We start from the raw sequence: 16805 nt of genomic DNA on the forward strand, positions 1-16805 counted from the left end.
CGGGCATCTGCCTGTCTTGCCGATGCCCGAAGAACAGACACAACCGGGAGACACAAATGACCTTTACGAAGACCCTGCTCGGCTCTGCCGCGGCGATTGCCATGACCGCGACAGCGGCGGTGGCGGACCCTGCCCTGATCTTCGATCTTGGCGGGAAATTCGACAAGTCGTTCAACGAAGCCGCCTTCAACGGCGCGCAGCGCTGGGCACAGGAAACCGACGGCACCTTCCTCGAGATCGAGATGCAGTCCGAGGCCCAGCGCGAGCAGGCGCTGCGCCGCTTCGCGGAATCGGGTGCGAACCCCGTCGTGATGACCGGCTTCGCCTTTGGCAACGTGCTGAACGAAGTCGCGGCCGACTATCCCGACACCCAGTTCGCGATCATCGACATGGTCGTCGACCAGCCGAACGTGCGCTCGGTCGTGTTTTCCGAGCACGAAGGCTCGTTCCTTGTCGGCATGATGGCGGGCATGGCCAGCGAAACCGGCACGGTCGGCTTCATCGGCGGCATGGACATTCCGCTGATCCGGAAGTTCGCCTGCGGCTATGCCCAGGGCGTCAAGGCGGCGAACCCGGACGCGACGATCATCGCCAACATGACCGGCACGACCCCGGCTGCCTGGAACGACCCGGTGCGCGGCGGCGAACTGACGAAAGCGCAGATCAGCCAGGGCGCCGACGTGGTCTATGCGGCGGCCGGCGGCACCGGCGTAGGCGTCCTTCAGGCGGCGGCCGATGCCGGCATCAAGTCGATCGGCGTCGACTCGAACCAGAACCACCTGCACCCGGGCTCGGTCCTGACCTCGATGCTCAAGCGCGTGGACAACGCCGTGTACGAGGCCTTCAAGACCGGCACCGAAGGCACCTTCGAAACCGGCGTCGTCGTGATGGATCTTGCCGCCGACGGCGTGGGCTACGCCATGGACGAGAACAACGCCGAGCTCGTCAGCGCCGAGATGCAGGCCGCCGTGGAAGACGCGAAGGCCAAGATCATCTCGGGCGAACTCGCCGTCCACGACTACATGTCGGACGACAGCTGCCCTGCCCTGACGTTCTGAATGGGCCTTGGCGAAGATAAGGGGCGGGCGGGAACGGCCGCCCCTGCCATCGAACTGAAAGGCATCTCGAAAGCCTTCGGTCCGGTTCAGGCGAACAAGGACATCTCGATCCGGGTCATGCCCGGCACCATCCACGGCATCATCGGCGAAAACGGGGCGGGCAAGTCCACGCTGATGTCGATCCTTTACGGCTTCTACAAGGCCGATGCCGGGGAAATCTTCATCAACGGACGCAAGACCGAGATCCCGAACAGCCAGGCCGCGATCGCCGCGGGGATCGGCATGGTCTTCCAGCACTTCAAGCTGGTCGAGAATTTCACGGTCCTCGAGAACATCATCCTGGGCGTCGAGGAAGGCGCGCTGCTGCGGCCGTCGCTGGCCAAGGCCCGTGAAAGCCTGTCGAGGCTTTCCGAAGAATACGAACTGGCCGTCGACCCCGACGCGCTGATCGAAGAGATCGGCGTGGGCATGCAGCAGCGGGTCGAAATCCTGAAGGCGCTTTACCGTCAGGCCGACATCCTGATCCTTGACGAACCCACCGGGGTGCTGACCCCGGCCGAGGCCGACCACCTGTTCCGCATCCTCGGGAACCTGCGCGCCGAGGGCAAGACGATCATCCTGATCACCCACAAGCTGCGCGAGATCATGGCGATCACCGACACCGTCAGCGTCATGCGGCGCGGCGAGATGACGGCAACCGTCAGGACCGCCGACACGAGCCCCGAAGAACTGGCCGAACTGATGGTCGGGCGGAAGGTCCTGTTGCGCGTCGACAAGGCGCCCGCGACACCGGGCAAGACGGTTCTCGAGGTCGAGAACCTGCGCGTGACCGACGACAACGGCGTCGAACGCCTGAAGGGCGTGTCGCTGAACGTTCGCGCCGGCGAAATCCTGGGAATTGCGGGGGTGGCCGGCAACGGCCAGTCCGAGCTTCTGGCGGTTCTGGGCGGCATCATGGTCGGCACAGGGCGCGCGCGCCTCAACGGCGTCGAGATCCCGCTGTCAGGGCGCGATTCCAATGGCCAGACCCGGCGCGAGGCTGGCATCAGCCATGTCCCCGAGGACCGGCACCACCTTGGGCTGATCCTCGATTTCGCGGCGTGGGAGAACGTGGGCTTCGGCTATCACAATGACCCCGCCTACAACCGCAACGGGCTTCTGATGGACAACGCTGCGTTGCGCGCCGACACGGTGGGCAAGATGGAGCGCTTCGACGTTCGTCCGCCGAACCCGAAGCTTGCCGCGAAAAGCTTTTCCGGCGGCAATCAGCAAAAGATCGTCCTCTCCCGCGAGATCGAGCGCAACCCCGAGCTTCTGCTTGTCGGCCAGCCGACGCGCGGCGTCGACATCGGCGCGATCGAATTCATCCACCAGCGCATCGTCGAGTTGCGGGATGCCGGCAAGGCGATCCTTCTGGTCAGCGTCGAGCTTGACGAGATCATGTCGCTGTCGGATCGGATCGCGGTGATGTTCGACGGCCGCATCATGGGAGAGCGGCTGCCTGCCGAGACGAACGAGCGCGAGCTTGGCCTGCTCATGGCCGGGATCACCGATGCCGCAACCGAGGCCGCGCAGGCACGGCCCGCGCCGGCTGCGGCAGGGGGGCACTGATGGACACAATGCCGAAGTGGGCGGACGTCGTTCTGATCCCGCTGATCAGCATCCTGATCGCCTTCCTGATCTCGGGCCTCGTGATCCTTGCCATCGGCGAGGACCCGATCATGGCGCTGAAGACCATGGTGCAGGGGTCGCTGATGTCGACCTACGGCTGGGGCTACACGCTTTATTACGCCACGAACTTCATGTTCACCGGCCTTGCCTTCGCCGTGGCCTTCCACGCCGGCCTTTTCAACATCGGCGGCGAAGGACAGGCGATGCTGGGCGGCCTTGGCGTGGCGCTGATCTGCCTTGCCCTGCCCTGGCCGCACTGGACGCTAGCACTGCCTGCCGCAATGATCGCGGGCGCGCTGTTCGGCGCGGCCTGGGCCGCGATCCCGGCCTATCTGCAGGCCGCGCGCGGCAGCCACATCGTCATCACGACCATCATGTTCAACCTGATCGGGGCCTCGGTCCTGAACTACATGCTGGTCAACGTCATGCGGCCCGCAGGCGCGATGGACCCGGCCTCGGCCCGGTTCCCCGAAGGCGCGAACCTGCCCACGTTCCAGGACCTCTTTTCGACCGCGGACATGGTGGTTTTCCGCGGGGCGCCGGTCAACGTCACCTTCTTCGTGGCGCTTCTTGCCTGCGTGCTGGTCTGGGCGCTGATCTGGAAGACGCGCCTTGGCTATCAGATCCGCGCCTTCGGCAAGTCCGAATCCGCCGCCGTCTATGCCGGGATATCGCCGCTGAAGATCACCATGGCCGCGATGCTGATCTCGGGCGCGCTCGCCGGACTGATGGCGATCAACAACGTCATGGGCGAGGCCGAGCGGCTCGTCCTGAACGCCGTCGAGGGGGCGGGCTTCATCGGCATCGCCGTGGCGCTGATGGGGCGGTCGCATCCCTTCGGCGTCTTCCTGGCCGCGATCCTGTTCGGGTTCCTCTATCAGGGCGGGGCCGAACTTTCGCTTTGGACGAACATTCCCCGCGAACTTGTCGTCGTGATCCAGGCGCTGGTGATCCTGTTCACCGGTGCGCTCGACAACATGGTGCGGATGCCGCTTGAAAAGCTGTTCCTCGCCCTGCGTCGCCGGCCCGACGCGGGCCGCGCGCGAACACCGGCGGAATGACGGGGGCGGTCTGATGGATTTCGCGACGCTTCTGCAGATCCTCGACTCGACGGTGCGGCTGGCGATCCCGCTGCTGTTCGCCTGCCTCGCGGGCCTGTTCTCCGAGCGCTCGGGGATCTTCGACATCGGGCTTGAAGGCAAGATGCTAATCTCGGCCTTCTTCTCGGCCGCGCTGGCCTACATGACCGGGTCGGTCTGGATCGGGCTTCTGGCCGGCATTGCCGCGTCGATGGTGCTTGCTGCGATCCACGGACTGGCCTCGATCACCTTTCGCGGCAACCAGTTGATCGCCGGGGTGGCGATCAACTTCCTGGCCGCGGGCATGACCGTGCTCATCGCGCAGGACTGGTTCGACCAGGGCGGCCGGACCCCCGCGATCGAGGGCTCGGCACGCTTCCAGCCCCTGACCCTGCCTTTCGCGGACACCCTGTCCGGCGTGCCGATTCTTGGACCGATCTATGCCGAGCTGATCTCGGGCCACTCGATCCTTGTCTACGTCGGTTTCCTTGCGGTTCCGGTGACGTGGTATGTCCTTTATCGCACCCGCTTCGGACTGCGCCTGCGCGCGGTGGGCGAAAATCCGGGCGCGGTCGATACGGCGGGCATCTCGGTGGTGCGGCTGCGCTATGCCGCCGTGGCGATCTGCGGGCTTCTGTGCGGTCTGGCCGGCGCCTATCTGGCCACCAGCCTTTCCGCCGGCTTCGTCAAGGACATGAGCGCGGGTCGCGGCTTCATCGCGCTGGCCGCGCTGATCTTCGCGAAATGGCGTCCGTGGTACGCGCTTTACGCCTGCCTCCTGTTCGGTTTCCTCGAAGCGATCGGCAACCGCTACCAGAACATCGAGGTTCTGGGCATCACCCTTCCCGGCCAGTTCATGCAGGCGCTGCCCTACATCCTGACCGTGATCATTCTTGCCGGGTTCGTCGGCAAGGCGATCCCGCCCCGCGCCGGTGGCGTGCCCTATGTGAAGGAACGATGAGCGGCCCGAGGCAAAGCTGTCCCTTGCACTGCGGAGGCCCAAGGGTCTAGGGACAGCCATGCAAATCTACCTGCCCATCGCCGAGGTTTCAGTCAACGCGTTCCTCGTGCTGGGCCTCGGCGGGATCGTGGGCATCCTGTCGGGCATGTTCGGCGTGGGTGGCGGGTTCCTGATCACGCCGCTTCTGTTTTTCGCGGGCATCCCGCCCGCCGTCGCGGTCGCCACCTCGACCAACCAGATCGTGGGATCATCCGTCTCGGGCGTGCTGGCCCATCTCAAGCGGCGGACCGTCGACATACGGATGGGACTTGTGCTTCTGGCGGGCGGTCTTGTCGGGTCGGCCGCTGGCGTTCAGGTTTTCGACATGCTCCGCCAGGCCGGGCAGGTCGATCTTGTCGTCCAGCTGAGCTATGTCGTCTTTCTGGGCATTGTCGGCGCGCTCATGCTGGTCGAAAGCCTGAAGGCCCTGCGCCGATCGCGACGCGGGCAGGTCGTCGCGACGCGGCGCAAGCACAACTGGGTGCATGCCCTGCCCTTCAAGATGAAGTTCCGCGCCAGCGGGCTTTACATCTCGGTGATCCCGCCGCTTATGGTGGGCATGCTCGTGGGGGTCCTCGCCGCGATCATGGGGGTGGGTGGCGGCTTCATCATGGTGCCCGCGATGATCTATCTGCTGGGCATGCCGACGAAGGTCGTGATCGGCACGTCGCTGTTCCAGATCATCTTTGTCACGGCCTTCACCACCTTGATGCACGCCACGACGACCTATTCGGTCGATATGGTGCTTGCGGTGCTTCTTCTGGTCGGTGGGGTTATCGGCGCCCAGGTCGGCACGCGCCTTGGCGCGCGCCTCAAGGCTGAACAGCTGAGGATCCTGCTGTCGCTTCTGGTTCTGGCGGTCTGCGGCAAGCTTGCGCTCGACCTGCTGCTGGAACCGTCGGAACTGTTCTCGATCGGGACGGAGGGGCTGTGATGCTGCGGCTGCTTCTCGTGCTGCTGTGCCTTGCGCTTCCGGTGCGCGCTGAACAGGTGGTGGCCGGCCTCTCGCAGAACCGGGTCGCGATCAACACCAACTTCGACGGGCTCGAGATCCTGATCTTCGGCGCGGTCAAGCGGGAAGAGGCAATCGCGACCGAGCCGCCGCTGCAGGTCATCGTCACCGTTGCCGGGCCGTCGCGCCCGCTGACGGTGCGCAAGAAGGACCGCCGCTTCGGCATCTGGGTCAACGCGGACTCGCTGCACGTCGACCGGGCGCCGACCTTCTATGTGGTGGCGACCTCGGCGGCCTGGGACGAAGTCCTGTCCTTCGAGGAAGACTTCCGCAACCGCATCTCGATCCCGCGGGCGATCCGTGCCGACGGCGCGCCCGAAGCCGCCGACACCAAGGGCGACTTCACCGACGCGCTGATCCGTCTTCGTGAGGAGACGGGGCTTTACCAGACGCTGATCGGGGAAGTCGAACTGACCGAAGATACCCTTTTCCGCGCAACGGTGGCGCTGCCCGCGAACCTGACGGAGGGCGAGTATGTCACCCGGTTCTTCCTGACCCGGGGTGGCGAGATCATCGACCGGAAAGAAACCGTGATCTTCGTGCACAAGGTCGGTCTCGAGCGGTTTCTTTTCTCGATGGCGCACGAACAGCCGCTGCTTTACGGGCTGATGTCGATCATGATCGCGATCGGGGCCGGCTGGGGGGCCTCGACGCTGTTCCGCTATCTGCGCGGCTAGCCACGGCCCACATAGGGCATCTTCGTCGCCATGACCGTCATGAACTGGACGTTCGCCTCGGGCGGAAGTCCGGCCATGTGCAGGACGGCCGACGCGGCATGGGCGACGTCCATGGTGGGCTGCGCCTCACGCCCCTCGGCCCGGGCACGCTCGTTCAGGGTCTGAACCATGTCGGTCGCCGCATTGCCGATGTCGATCTGGCCGCAGGCGATGTCGAAGGGCCGGCCGTCAAGGCTCAGCGTCTTGGTCAGACCTGTGATGGCGTGCTTCGTGGTCGTGTAGCAAACCGACCCGGGGCGCGGCGCATGGGCCGAGATCGAGCCGTTGTTGATGATCCGCCCGCCCTGTGGCGACTGGCGGCGCATCTGCGCGAAGGCGATCCGCGCGGCGTTGAACATGCCGGTCAGGTTCACGGCGACCGAGCGATCCCAATCGTCGGGATCGATCTCGTCAATCGTGCCGGCCGGCGTGAAGATCCCCGCGTTGTTGAACAGCACGTCAAGGCGCCCCCAGCGGTCGGTCAGCGCGGCGACCGCGGCCTCGATCTCGGCACGGTGGGTGACGTCGCCGGGCAGGACCAGCGCCTCGCCCGCCGCAGCCACCTCGTGCAGCGGATCGGCGCGGCGGGCGAAAAGCCCCACGCGCCAGCCCGCGGCCAGCGCGGCCTCGGCGACGGCGCGCCCGATACCCGAGCTTGCCCCGGTGATCAGCAGCGTCTTGGTCATGCCTCTTCCTCCTTCAGTTCAAGTGGCACGGCGGGCGCACGCAGGTCCTCTGTGCCCAGCGCGCCCGCCGGCTTCTTCAGACGGTTGCGCGTCACCCACCGCAACTCGCGCTCGGCGCGCGTGATCGCCACATAGGCAAGGCGCTTCCAAAGCGGAATGCCCGCCTCGACGCGTCCCGCGCGGCTTGCCGCCCAGAGATCGGGGGCGAAGACCTGGACCGTTTCCCATTGCGAACCTTGTGCCTTGTGGATCGTGACCGCCGCGCCATGCAGAAAGACCGCCCCCATGTTCGCCGCATAGGGGATGAACGGCTCTTCCTCGTCGGGCTTCTCGATCTTGACGATCGAAGCGGCGGACACCCGCGGGTCCTCGGCACCAAGCACATGAAGGCGCGAAAAGCCGGGCCTCTGGCCGGGGCCAAGATAGATCACCTGTGCGCCCTTGATCAGCCCGCGCGCCTCGAGGTCGAGGCGCTTCTTGCGGTATTTCAGCGGAAGTTCGATCCCGTCGCAGATCAGGGGTTCCCCCGGAAGCAGGGCGTCTTCGGGGGCGCCGAAGGCGCTTCGGAACGCATGGATCAGCCGAATGCGCGTGGCGTTTCGCCAGACCAGTGCCGGGCTGCGTGCCATCAGGTCGGCGTCGGCCGCCTCGGCCAAGACGATCCGCTCGTCACGGTCGGCGTGATGCCGGATCATCGCCTCGAATGCCTCGAACTCAAGCGCGGGATCGGCGAGCGCGTGGGCCAGATCGAGGATCGGGTTGTCGGTCTCCTGCCGGTGGATGCGGTGCAGCGTCAGCTTGCGCGGACCGGAAAGATCGTCGAATACCATCGAGCCTGACTGGTTTACCGGCGCAAGCTGCGCCGGGTCGCCGAACAGGATGAGGCTGGGGAAGATCTCCTTGAGGTCCTCGAACTGGCGGGTGTCGAGCATCGAGGCCTCGTCGACGAAGCCGATATCCAGCGGATCCTCGCGCCGTTTCCAGCCGGTGATGAAGTCCGATCCGCGCAGGCCCGCGGCTGCAAGCGCGCCGGGGATCGACCGCACCGTCCTGTAGAATGCGGCCGCCCGATCAAGCGCGGCGTCGGTCAGCCCTTCGATCTGCGGACGCTCGCCGCTGCCGGTCAGCCATTCGGCGATCTTCTCGTACTCCGGGTGATAGACCGGCGTGTAGAGGATGCGATGGATCGTGGTCGCCGCGACACCGTGGTTGCGCAGGACGCTGGCCGCCTTGTTCGTCGGAGCAAGGATCGCAAGGGTGCGGCGGTCCTTCCGGCGCCGCCCTTCGTATTCGCCCGAAACCGTCTCGACACCGGCATCGGCCAGCGCCTCGGCCAGTTTCGACAGAAGCATGGTCTTGCCCGACCCGGCCTTCCCGACGATGGCGAAGACGCCAAGGCCCGCAGCCCCGGGCGGCGTGAGCGCGCCGTCCTCGATGTCGACGCCGGCCACGCGCAGGGCCTCGGCGAGGGTATCGAACGCGTCGGCCTGGTCGTCCGAGAACTGGTGCAGCGGCAGGGTCATGGCCGGGACCCTACCGTCCGGGTTCCGGCGGCGCCAGTGTTTCAGGCCCTGCGCTTCTGCAACGCCGTCTTGCGGCCGAAGGCCCGTTCGAACCAGTGGCGCGACAGTTCCGCCGACACCCCCGCGCTTTTCGCAACGCGCGCCTTCAGCACATCGTTGCATTCCCAAAGTCCGACGCTGATGCAGTCACGCCCCGTCCCTTCGGCGCCGACGATGATCGGCGCAGCGCCGATCATCCGGTAGATCCGGACCATCCGCGCATCGAAGACACCCACGAAATGGGCAATGCCGAAGCCCTCCATGATCTCGCCTCCGGCCTGCATCAACGCGGCCGAGACGCTGGGGATACCCTCGGGCGAAAGGCAGAACCGCGAGCATTCCCAGATCAGCGGGCTGGCGATGTGGACACCGTCGGTCAGGTGCTGGAAATGGTCGTTGACCATGGTGCGGCCGACGGTCGGCAGAAACCGCATCGAGCCGCCGTGCCCGCCCCCGGGGGTTTCCCAGATCACGTAGAGCGGGTTGAGCGCGTCGTATTGATCGTGCTCTTCCCCGTTCGCGTCGACCGACACCTCCCATTTCTGGCGGTGGTGGAATTGCTGCGCGCGGTGGCGGAACATCTCGGCGGCAAGGCGCGGATAGGCGGCAAGCTGGTCGGCGTAGAGATAGCGTATCATGTGTCCCCCGGACGGATCGTGTCCGGCAAACCCTCGTCAAGCCTGGTAAACCGCGGGTTAGAGCGGCGCGCGATCCATGCCCCGGTCCGGGCCGCCTAGACGACGATCAGGCCAAGCGACAGGGCGCGGGCAACCGCGTGGGTGGTGTTCATCGCCCCAAGCTTGAAGCGCGCGCTTTCGACATAGACCCGCAACGTATGCTCGGAAATCGAAAGCGTGTCAGCGGCTTGCGCGCGGGAATAGCCCAGCGCAAGGAAGGTAAGCGCCTCGGCTTCGCGGGGCGACAGGGCCCGCCCGGCGGTGCCCTGGCCGCCCTGTTCGAAGTCGAGCGCCTTCTGGTTGAAGTAATGCGCCACCAGCATGAGGTCGCGCATGTTGGTCTGGGTGAAGGCTTCCCACGCGTCGTCGGTGCACGAATCGTTGGCGGTGAAGAGGGCGAACTGGCCGGCCGGCCCCCGGAGCGGGATCGAATACCCCTGATTGCCAAGCCCGAAGCTCATCGCCTCGGTCATCAGGTGCCGCGCGGCCTTGCTGGACCAGTCCAGCCGCTTCCATTCGACCGGGTGAAACCGCTGGAAACAGCCCTGGATCACCGGATCGATGCGAAGATAGCCCTGCCGGACATAATGTTCGGCCCATTCGACCGGATAGGTCCCGGCGCCGTATTGTTCGCCATCGCTGTTGACCCAGTGATAGACGACATGGGCGATGCCGTAGTGGTCGCGCAGGTCGAAGGTGAGCGCCTGCAGGTCATCGCGGGTTGTTGCCGCCTCCATGCGCTCGAAGAAGGTATCCAGCATCGCTCGTCTCGACATGCGCCAGTGACGGCGTCATCCCCTCGGTCGATGCGATCTCGGCGGCGGCAACGACCGAAAGATCGTCCAGACCGTGCGTCAGGGCCGGAAGACCGTTGTCACGGGCGAAGGTCTTCAGGTCCGCGAGTACATCGAGTATCCACTCATTCGCCATTCCGGAGTCTCTTTCCCAATGGTTAACGAAGCATTAACACAACCCTAGCATGTAAAGGAAAGTCGCGAAATTCGCGAAATTCAACTCCCCCGATCCTGCGAAGGGGCCGATTGCAACCCACTGAAAACATGCGATTTCCCGCCGCGTGCCGACGGAAAGGGCCCGACGCAGATCGGCGCCGGGCCCCTTGGTTCGGTCCTGACCCCTCGGATCAGCGGCGGCGGCTGGCCTCGAGCGTATCCTCGAAGGTGCGCAGGCCGGTCGTTGGCGCCTGCACCAGCACCGCCATGTTGCCGGGCTTGTGCTCGTTTCGCAGCATCTTGGTGTGCGCGAGCGGAGTCTGCGCCCATGGGAAGACCTCTGACATGCAGGGATCGAGGCGACGCTCGATCATCAGCCTGTTGGCGGCGGCGGCCTGCTTGAGATGCGCGAAGTGACTGCCCTGCAGGCGCTTCTGGTGCATCCACATGTAGCGGACGTCGAAGGTGCAGTTGAAGCCCGTCGTGCCGGCGCAGATCACGACCATGCCGCCCTTCTTGCAGATGAAGGTCGACACCGGGAACGTCGATTCACCGGGGTGTTCGAAGACGATGTCGACGTTCACGCCCTTGCCGGTGATGTCCCAGATCGCCTTGCCGAAGCGGCGCGCCTCGTTGAACCATTCCTTGTACTCGGGTGACCCGACCTTGGGCAGCGGTCCCCAGCACTTGAAGTCCTTGCGGTTGATCACGCCCTTGGCGCCAAGGCTCATGACGTAGTCGCGCTTGTCCTCGTCCGAGATCACGCCGATCGCGTTGGCGCCCGCCGTGTTGATGAGCTGGATCGCATAGACGCCAAGTCCGCCCGACGCGCCCCAGACCAGAACGTTCTGACCGGGCTTCAGTTCGTGTGGATGATGGCCGAACAGCATCCGGTAGGCCGTGGCCAGCGTCAGCGTGTAGCAGGCGCTTTCCTCCCAGGTCAGGTGCTTGGGCCGTGGCATGAGCTGCTGCGCCTGCACCCGGGTGAACTGCGCGAAGGCCCCGTCCGGCGTCTCGTAGCCCCAGATCCGCTGGGTGGGGCTGAACATCGGGTCGCCGCCATTGCATTCCTCGTCGTCGCCGTCGTCCTGGTTGCAGTGCACCACGACCTCGTCGCCGACCTTCCAGGTCTTCACCTTGTCTCCAACCGCCCAGACGATGCCGGCGGCGTCGGACCCGGCGATGTGATAGGACGCGCCGTGGCCGTCGAAGGGGCTGATGGGCTCGCCCAGGCCGGCCCAGACGCCGTTGTAGTTCACGCCCGCCGCCATCACGAGCACCAGAACCTCGTGGCTGTCGATCCTGTGGGTATCGACGACCTCAAGCTGGAACGACTTCTCGGGCTCGCCATGTCGGTCACGGCGGATGGCCCAGGCGTGCATCTTCGCCGGCACATGGCCCAGGGGCGGGATTTCGCCCACGTCGTAAAGGTCTTTCTTCGGCGCGTCGTAGGTCATGATGTCAGCCTTCACGTCCAGTGCCATGGGCGGGCTCCCTGCAATGTCACGCTTGCCGCAATGCAGAATCAAGCGCTGTCTGGCGACTGGATACGAACGGCTGCGCAACTTTGCAACCAAATTTGGCGCCAACTTGTAATTTTATGTCGGTTCGAATTCGGCGGGGGCACGCCCCTCGGCGGCTGGCTTCGAGTCCGCAGCAAGGTGATGGGCGACCGAACGGGCGTAGAACGCCAGAAGCTCCGGCCCGTCGCCCTGCGGTGCGACCGTGGGACCGGGCGCAAGGATCCGGCGCCGGCGCAGGACCGAAAGCTCGAACCGGACCGCCGTGTCGAGCTGCGCGGGATCGAAGGTGAGGAACAGACGCTGGCCCTCGATCGCCTGGACCAGATCCCCAACGGCGGCGACGATGGCGTCGTCGTCAGGGGCCGCTCCGGTGTCGGCCGCATCGCGGATGGCATGGGCGACAAGGGGAACCAGCGGGATGGGGACCGACGCCCGGATCCGGTCGAACAGCGCGCGGGCAAGGACCTCGGGCGAGGGCACACCGTCGGCCTCGGCCATCAGGCGCAACGACAGCGGCTCGGCGGCCACGACGGCCGCGGCGCCGAAGCGATGTCCCCGTCCCCGCACACGGCGCCAGAGATAGCGCAGCGAGAACATGAAGGCCTCGGCCGCCGAGGCGCGAAACCGCCGGTCGCCCCGTCGTCCGGCGGCAACGAGCACCCGGTCCTCGAGCACGCGATCATAGTTGATCGCAACCGGCACGAAGACCATGTCGCGACCGGAGAGGGAGTAGCCCTCGATGATATAGCTGATCAGCCCCAGCTTCGGGTCGCCCGGCGCACCGCTCAGGCTTAGCCCGCCCTCGGGAAACATGGCCTGCGGCACACCGGCCTGGGTGGACAACTGCACATATCGCGCCAGCACCTGGCGATAGAGGCCGTTGCTGGACCGCCGGCGAATGAAGAAGGCCCCCATCCACCGGATGAAGCCCGTCAAGGGCCAGACCCGCGCCCATTCGCCCACAGCGTAGGACAGCGCCGACCGCCGCGCGGCAAGGTAGGTGACGAGCACATAGTCCATGTTCGACCGGTGGTTCATCACGTAGATGACCGTCGCCTCGGGATCGATCGCCGCAAGCGACCCGGGTCGCGTCTCGGCGAAGTGGACGTCGAAGAGAAACCGCGACAGACGCTTCGCGACCCGCGTGGCAAAGCCGAAATAGGCGGTCGCGCTGAACGAGGGCACGATCTCGCGCGCATAGCGCTTGGCCTCGGCGAAAACCACGTCCTCGCGCACGCCGGTTTCGGTGGCGCGGGCCTGGACCGCCTCGACCACATCGCGGTCGTAGATGACGCGCTGGATCATGTCGGTTCGTCGGGCCAGCTTGAAGGGCTGGATCGGGCGCTCCAGCCGCTTGTTCAGTTCCGCGACCACGCGTTCGGCCCGCCGGCGAAGAAACCAGCGCACGGACGGAAAGAGGAAATGCGAGGCGAAGGTGACGGCGGCAAAAAGCAGGATCAGGACAAGCGCCCAGACCGGCAGTTCGACCCTTGCCGTCACCGCTAGGGCTCCATCTCGGCCGCCAGCGTCAGAAGTGGCGACTGGTCGACTTCGATGAGGCCGCGGCGCGGGCGATCAAGGTCGATGATCAGGAAAACCAGCACGACGATAAGCGCTATCATCGCATAGACCGGGGGGCCGGGACGCAGACCGCCTTGCGCCGAACCAAGCCCCAGAACCGCGCCAACGACGATGAACGTTCCGTAAAGCGTGAACAGGACGACCTCGGGAACATGCCGTTCGATGGCGGCGTTCCGCGACAGCAGCGCGTCCGACATGTCGTTAAGGGACGTCACGAACGCCAGGGCGACGGGACCACGCTCGGACCGCGCCTCCTGCGCCGCCAGGACCCAGAGCTTTTCGAAGATCTCTTCCGCGGCGTTCACAAGGATCAGGCGGCGGTCCTCCTCCGACGCGGGCACGCGTCCCGCCTCGGAGCGAACGATCGCATATCGATGCAGCAAGGCGCGGGCTTCCGCGCGCGGTTCGTCCGCCAGAAGGTCCGTCCTGAGCCACGCGGTGCCGATGGCATTCGCTTCATCCACCACGGCCTGGCTTCGCATGTCGTAGCGCGACAGAGAGACCGAGAAGGTGAACCCGAGAAGAAGGCCCAGAATACCCAACAGCGACCCCTGCACGGTCAGCGTCTGACTCTTGGCCTCTTCGTCACGCTTCTTTCGGGCGACCCGTCCGACCGACAGTCCCCCGTACATCGCGGCGATCATCGAAATCATGAGGACGGCGGCGATCAGGCCCGAGGGAAGATCATACATCAACTCTTGCCTTGCCATTCTGGTTCCCGCCGCCTCTCGCGTTTCTGCCCGCTGCATCCGGGATTGACCAGCCCCAGATGCCGCGGCGCAGCATTCCGATTGACTTCGTCATTAAGTTTCCAATATCAACGGCAACGCGCAATAAAATTGCCATTCGGGATTCGCGAGGCCGACATATGCCCAACACCCTCAAGGACAAGCCCTGGCTTTTCCGCACGTACGCGGGCCATTCCACGGCCGAGGCCTCGAACGCGCTCTATCGCGGGAACCTCGGAAAGGGGCAGACAGGCCTGTCGGTTGCCTTCGACCTGCCCACCCAGACGGGATATGACAGCGATCACGAACTTGCCCGCGGCGAGGTCGGCAAGGTCGGTGTGCCGATCGCGCATCTGGGCGACATGCGGACGCTCTTTGACGCGATCCCGCTTGAACAGATGAACACCTCGATGACGATCAACGCCACGGCGCCTTGGCTTCTGGCGCTCTATATCGCCGTGGCCGAGGAACAGGGCGCCGACGTCGCCCAGCTTCAGGGCACGGTCCAGAACGACATCATCAAGGAATACCTCAGCCGCGGCACCTATGTGTGCCCGCCGCGCCCGTCGCTTCGGATGATCACGGATGTCGCCGCCTACACGCGCGCGCACCTGCCCAAATGGAACCCCATGAACGTCTGCTCCTACCATCTGCAGGAGGCCGGCGCCACGCCCGAGCAGGAACTGGCTTTCGCGCTGGCCACCGCGACAGCCGTGCTGGACGACCTCCAGGAAAAGGTCGCGCCCGAGCATTTCCCGGAGATGGTCGGGCGCATCTCGTTCTTCGTCAACGCGGGCATCCGCTTCGTCACCGAGATGTGCAAGATGCGCGCCTTCGTCGATCTCTGGGACGAGATCTGCCGCGACCGCTATGGGGTCGAGGACGAACGGTTCCGCCGCTTCCGCTACGGCGTGCAGGTCAATTCCCTTGGCCTGACCGAGCAGCAGCCCGAGAACAACGTCTACCGCATCCTGATCGAAATGCTGGCCGTCACACTATCGAAGAAGGCCCGCGCCCGCGCGGTGCAGCTTCCCGCATGGAACGAGGCCCTTGGCCTGCCCCGCCCCTGGGACCAGCAATGGTCGCTTCGCATGCAGCAGATCCTGGCGTTCGAGACGGACCTTCTGGAATTCGACGATCTCTTCGACGGCAACCCGGCAGTCGATGCCCGGGTCGAGGACCTGAAAGCCGGCGCGCGGGCCGAGCTTGCGCAGATCGACGCCATGGGCGGCGCGGTCGAGGCGATCGAATACATGAAATCGCGGCTGGTCGAATCGAATGCGGAGCGGATCGCCCGGATCGAGAACGGCCAGACCACGGTGATCGGCGTGAACCGCTATACCGAGGCCGAACCAAGCCCCCTGACCGCGGGCGAGGACACGATCATGGTCGCCGACGCAGAAGCCGAGGCAGATCAGGTCACCCGCCTGAACGCCTGGCGCGCGGCACGCGACGAGGCGGCCGTGCGTGCGGCGCTTGACGATCTGCGCGCCGCCGCGCGCGACGGCCGCAACATCATGCCCCCGTCGATCGCCGCCGCGAAGGCGGGCGCCACGACCGGGGAATGGGGGGATGTGGTGCGGTCGGTCTTCGGCCAGTACCGCGCCCCCACGGGCGTCAGCCGCAGCCCGTCGAACCGGACCGAAGGCCTGGACGAAATCCGCGATGCCGTCGACACCGTGTCGCGCAAGCTTGGCACCCGCCTGCGGTTCCTGGTCGGCAAGCCCGGCCTTGACGGACATTCGAACGGCGCCGAACAGATTGCCTCGCGCGCCCGCGACTGCGGGATGGAGATCCTTTACGAAGGCATCCGCCTGACCCCGGCCGAGATTGTCGAGGCCGCGCGCGAGAAGGCCGTGCATGTCGTCGGCCTGTCGATCCTGTCGGGCAGCCACCTGCCGCTGGTCGCCGAAACGATGCGCCTGATGCACGAGGCGGGCCTCACCGCGACGCCGGTCGTCGTCGGCGGCATCATCCCCGAAGACGATGCGGCGCGGCTGCGCGGAATGGGCGTCGCCGCCGTCTATACACCCAAGGATTTCGAGCTTAATCGCATCATGATGGATGTCGTGACGCTTGCCGATCGCCGGCTGATCGCCGCCGAATAGCCGCCCCGCGGAATACACGCCGGAAATCATCGTCGAAGGATTCGCGTTCCGAATTCCCGGAGAATCCTTATTGTGCGGGCAATAAAGCATGGTAATGAATGGGCGCTCAAAACCCGCGGGGACGGACATGAAGATCAATCTTTCCGAATTGAACGAAAAGCAGCTGGAAAAGCTGAAGGCGGATATCGACAAGGAATTGGTCGACCGCACGAAGCATAAGCTGGCCGAGGCCCGGAAGGCCGTGGAAGAGGCGGCGAAGAAGCACGGCTTCAGCCTTCAGGACGTCATCGGGGGCGGACGCGGGCGCGGCAAGGCCGCCGCGAAGGCCGCGGGCGCGCCGAAATATCGGAATCCCGCCGATGCCTCGCAGACGTGGTCCGGGCGCGGCCGTCAGCCTGAATGGTTCAAGGCGGCGATCGCCTCGGGTAAATCGCCCGACGACATGGCGATCTGA

16 protein-coding genes are annotated in these 16805 nt (G+C 65.5%); 8 read left to right on the forward strand and 8 right to left on the reverse strand.

Features of this window, described 5'->3' with window-relative positions; all coding sequences use genetic code 11:
* The first annotated feature begins 56 nt into the window (after positions 1-56).
* The 6 genes from ACRDNQ_RS16865 to ACRDNQ_RS16890 are packed head-to-tail and all read left to right on the forward strand — an operon-like array spanning position 57 to position 6497.
* Positions 57-1058, forward strand: a complete 1002-nt coding sequence (locus ACRDNQ_RS16865; RefSeq protein WP_431829880.1) for a BMP family lipoprotein — start codon at positions 57-59, stop codon at positions 1056-1058.
* Positions 1059-2669: an ABC transporter ATP-binding protein gene (locus ACRDNQ_RS16870; RefSeq protein ID WP_431829881.1), complete on the forward strand. Its 1611-nt coding sequence runs from the start codon at positions 1059-1061 to the stop codon at positions 2667-2669.
* The gene (locus tag ACRDNQ_RS16875; protein WP_431829882.1) at positions 2669-3790 is read left to right on the forward strand and encodes an ABC transporter permease; all 1122 of its coding nucleotides are present in this window, start codon (positions 2669-2671) and stop codon (positions 3788-3790) included. The genes ACRDNQ_RS16870 and ACRDNQ_RS16875 overlap by 1 nt, the downstream gene beginning before the upstream one ends.
* Positions 3791-3803: 13 nt before the next feature.
* Positions 3804-4769, forward strand: coding sequence for an ABC transporter permease (locus ACRDNQ_RS16880; protein ID WP_431829883.1), 966 nt, complete (start codon positions 3804-3806; stop codon positions 4767-4769).
* Between the two features lie 58 nt (positions 4770-4827).
* Positions 4828-5742: a sulfite exporter TauE/SafE family protein gene (locus tag ACRDNQ_RS16885; protein WP_431829884.1), complete on the forward strand. Its 915-nt coding sequence runs from the start codon at positions 4828-4830 to the stop codon at positions 5740-5742.
* Positions 5742-6497: a TIGR02186 family protein gene (locus tag ACRDNQ_RS16890; protein ID WP_431829885.1), complete on the forward strand. Its 756-nt coding sequence runs from the start codon at positions 5742-5744 to the stop codon at positions 6495-6497. The genes ACRDNQ_RS16885 and ACRDNQ_RS16890 overlap by 1 nt, the downstream gene beginning before the upstream one ends.
* On the opposite strand, the gene ACRDNQ_RS16895 is transcribed toward ACRDNQ_RS16890, so the two are convergent.
* From ACRDNQ_RS16895 to ACRDNQ_RS16930, 8 genes are all read right to left on the reverse strand, one after another.
* Positions 6494-7222 carry an SDR family oxidoreductase gene (locus ACRDNQ_RS16895; RefSeq protein WP_431829886.1) on the reverse strand — a complete coding sequence of 243 codons (729 nt, stop codon included), beginning with the start codon at positions 7220-7222 and terminating at the stop codon, positions 6494-6496. The genes ACRDNQ_RS16890 and ACRDNQ_RS16895 overlap by 4 nt on opposite strands.
* Complete coding sequence (locus ACRDNQ_RS16900; RefSeq protein ID WP_431829887.1) at positions 7219-8745, reverse strand: ATP-dependent DNA helicase; 1527 nt, start codon at positions 8743-8745, stop codon at positions 7219-7221. Before ACRDNQ_RS16900 ends, ACRDNQ_RS16895 begins: the two co-directional genes overlap by 4 nt.
* 41 nt (positions 8746-8786) lie before the next feature.
* Positions 8787-9422 (reverse strand): acyl-homoserine-lactone synthase, encoded by a 636-nt coding sequence (locus tag ACRDNQ_RS16905; RefSeq protein ID WP_431829888.1) that lies wholly within the window; start codon positions 9420-9422, stop codon positions 8787-8789.
* Between the two features lie 95 nt (positions 9423-9517).
* Complete coding sequence (locus ACRDNQ_RS16910) at positions 9518-10237, reverse strand: helix-turn-helix transcriptional regulator (RefSeq protein WP_431829889.1); 720 nt, start codon at positions 10235-10237, stop codon at positions 9518-9520.
* On the reverse strand, positions 10173-10391 hold the full coding sequence (locus ACRDNQ_RS16915; RefSeq protein WP_431829890.1) for a hypothetical protein: 219 nt from the start codon (positions 10389-10391) through the stop codon (positions 10173-10175). Before ACRDNQ_RS16915 ends, ACRDNQ_RS16910 begins: the two co-directional genes overlap by 65 nt.
* 211 nt (positions 10392-10602) lie before the next feature.
* Positions 10603-11895 carry a crotonyl-CoA carboxylase/reductase gene (gene ccrA / locus ACRDNQ_RS16920; RefSeq protein WP_431829891.1) on the reverse strand — a complete coding sequence of 431 codons (1293 nt, stop codon included), beginning with the start codon at positions 11893-11895 and terminating at the stop codon, positions 10603-10605.
* Positions 11896-12009: 114 nt separating this feature from the next.
* A complete protein-coding gene (locus ACRDNQ_RS16925; RefSeq protein ID WP_431829892.1) occupies positions 12010-13434 on the reverse strand; it encodes a 1-acyl-sn-glycerol-3-phosphate acyltransferase in 1425 nt (474 codons plus the stop codon).
* A gap of 2 nt (positions 13435-13436) precedes the next feature.
* Positions 13437-14207 (reverse strand): bestrophin-like domain, encoded by a 771-nt coding sequence (locus ACRDNQ_RS16930; protein WP_431829893.1) that lies wholly within the window; start codon positions 14205-14207, stop codon positions 13437-13439.
* A gap of 176 nt (positions 14208-14383) precedes the next feature.
* On the opposite strand from ACRDNQ_RS16930, the gene ACRDNQ_RS16935 reads away from it, so the two are divergent.
* Both ACRDNQ_RS16935 and ACRDNQ_RS16940 read left to right on the forward strand, forming a co-directional pair.
* A complete protein-coding gene (locus tag ACRDNQ_RS16935; protein ID WP_431829894.1) occupies positions 14384-16351 on the forward strand; it encodes a methylmalonyl-CoA mutase family protein in 1968 nt (655 codons plus the stop codon).
* A gap of 127 nt (positions 16352-16478) precedes the next feature.
* Positions 16479-16805: an H-NS histone family protein gene (locus ACRDNQ_RS16940; protein WP_431829895.1), complete on the forward strand. Its 327-nt coding sequence runs from the start codon at positions 16479-16481 to the stop codon at positions 16803-16805.

This window comes from Saliniferula longa (assembly GCF_050789285.1).
Taxonomy (GTDB): domain Bacteria; phylum Pseudomonadota; class Alphaproteobacteria; order Rhodobacterales; family Rhodobacteraceae; genus CAVPWP01.

What these genes read in the sequence shown, in the direction of transcription:
- ACRDNQ_RS16915 (WP_431829890.1), bottom strand. Translation starts at nt 10,391, where the DNA reads ATGGCGAATGAGTGGATACTCGATGTACTCGCGGACCTGAAGACCTTC.
- ccrA (WP_431829891.1), bottom strand. Translation starts at nt 11,895, where the DNA reads ATGGCACTGGACGTGAAGGCTGACATCATGACCTACGACGCGCCGAAG.
- ACRDNQ_RS16930 (WP_431829893.1), bottom strand. Translation starts at nt 14,207, where the DNA reads ATGTATGATCTTCCCTCGGGCCTGATCGCCGCCGTCCTCATGATTTCG.
- ACRDNQ_RS16895 (WP_431829886.1), bottom strand. Translation starts at nt 7,222, where the DNA reads ATGACCAAGACGCTGCTGATCACCGGGGCAAGCTCGGGTATCGGGCGC.
- ACRDNQ_RS16940 (WP_431829895.1), top strand. Translation starts at nt 16,479, where the DNA reads ATGAAGATCAATCTTTCCGAATTGAACGAAAAGCAGCTGGAAAAGCTG.
- ACRDNQ_RS16910 (WP_431829889.1), bottom strand. Translation starts at nt 10,237, where the DNA reads ATGTCGAGACGAGCGATGCTGGATACCTTCTTCGAGCGCATGGAGGCG.
- ACRDNQ_RS16880 (WP_431829883.1), top strand. Translation starts at nt 3,804, where the DNA reads ATGGATTTCGCGACGCTTCTGCAGATCCTCGACTCGACGGTGCGGCTG.
- ACRDNQ_RS16935 (WP_431829894.1), top strand. Translation starts at nt 14,384, where the DNA reads ATGCCCAACACCCTCAAGGACAAGCCCTGGCTTTTCCGCACGTACGCG.
- ACRDNQ_RS16900 (WP_431829887.1), bottom strand. Translation starts at nt 8,745, where the DNA reads ATGACCCTGCCGCTGCACCAGTTCTCGGACGACCAGGCCGACGCGTTC.
- ACRDNQ_RS16905 (WP_431829888.1), bottom strand. Translation starts at nt 9,422, where the DNA reads ATGATACGCTATCTCTACGCCGACCAGCTTGCCGCCTATCCGCGCCTT.
- ACRDNQ_RS16890 (WP_431829885.1), top strand. Translation starts at nt 5,742, where the DNA reads ATGCTGCGGCTGCTTCTCGTGCTGCTGTGCCTTGCGCTTCCGGTGCGC.
- ACRDNQ_RS16870 (WP_431829881.1), top strand. Translation starts at nt 1,059, where the DNA reads ATGGGCCTTGGCGAAGATAAGGGGCGGGCGGGAACGGCCGCCCCTGCC.
- ACRDNQ_RS16885 (WP_431829884.1), top strand. Translation starts at nt 4,828, where the DNA reads ATGCAAATCTACCTGCCCATCGCCGAGGTTTCAGTCAACGCGTTCCTC.
- ACRDNQ_RS16865 (WP_431829880.1), top strand. Translation starts at nt 57, where the DNA reads ATGACCTTTACGAAGACCCTGCTCGGCTCTGCCGCGGCGATTGCCATG.
- ACRDNQ_RS16875 (WP_431829882.1), top strand. Translation starts at nt 2,669, where the DNA reads ATGGACACAATGCCGAAGTGGGCGGACGTCGTTCTGATCCCGCTGATC.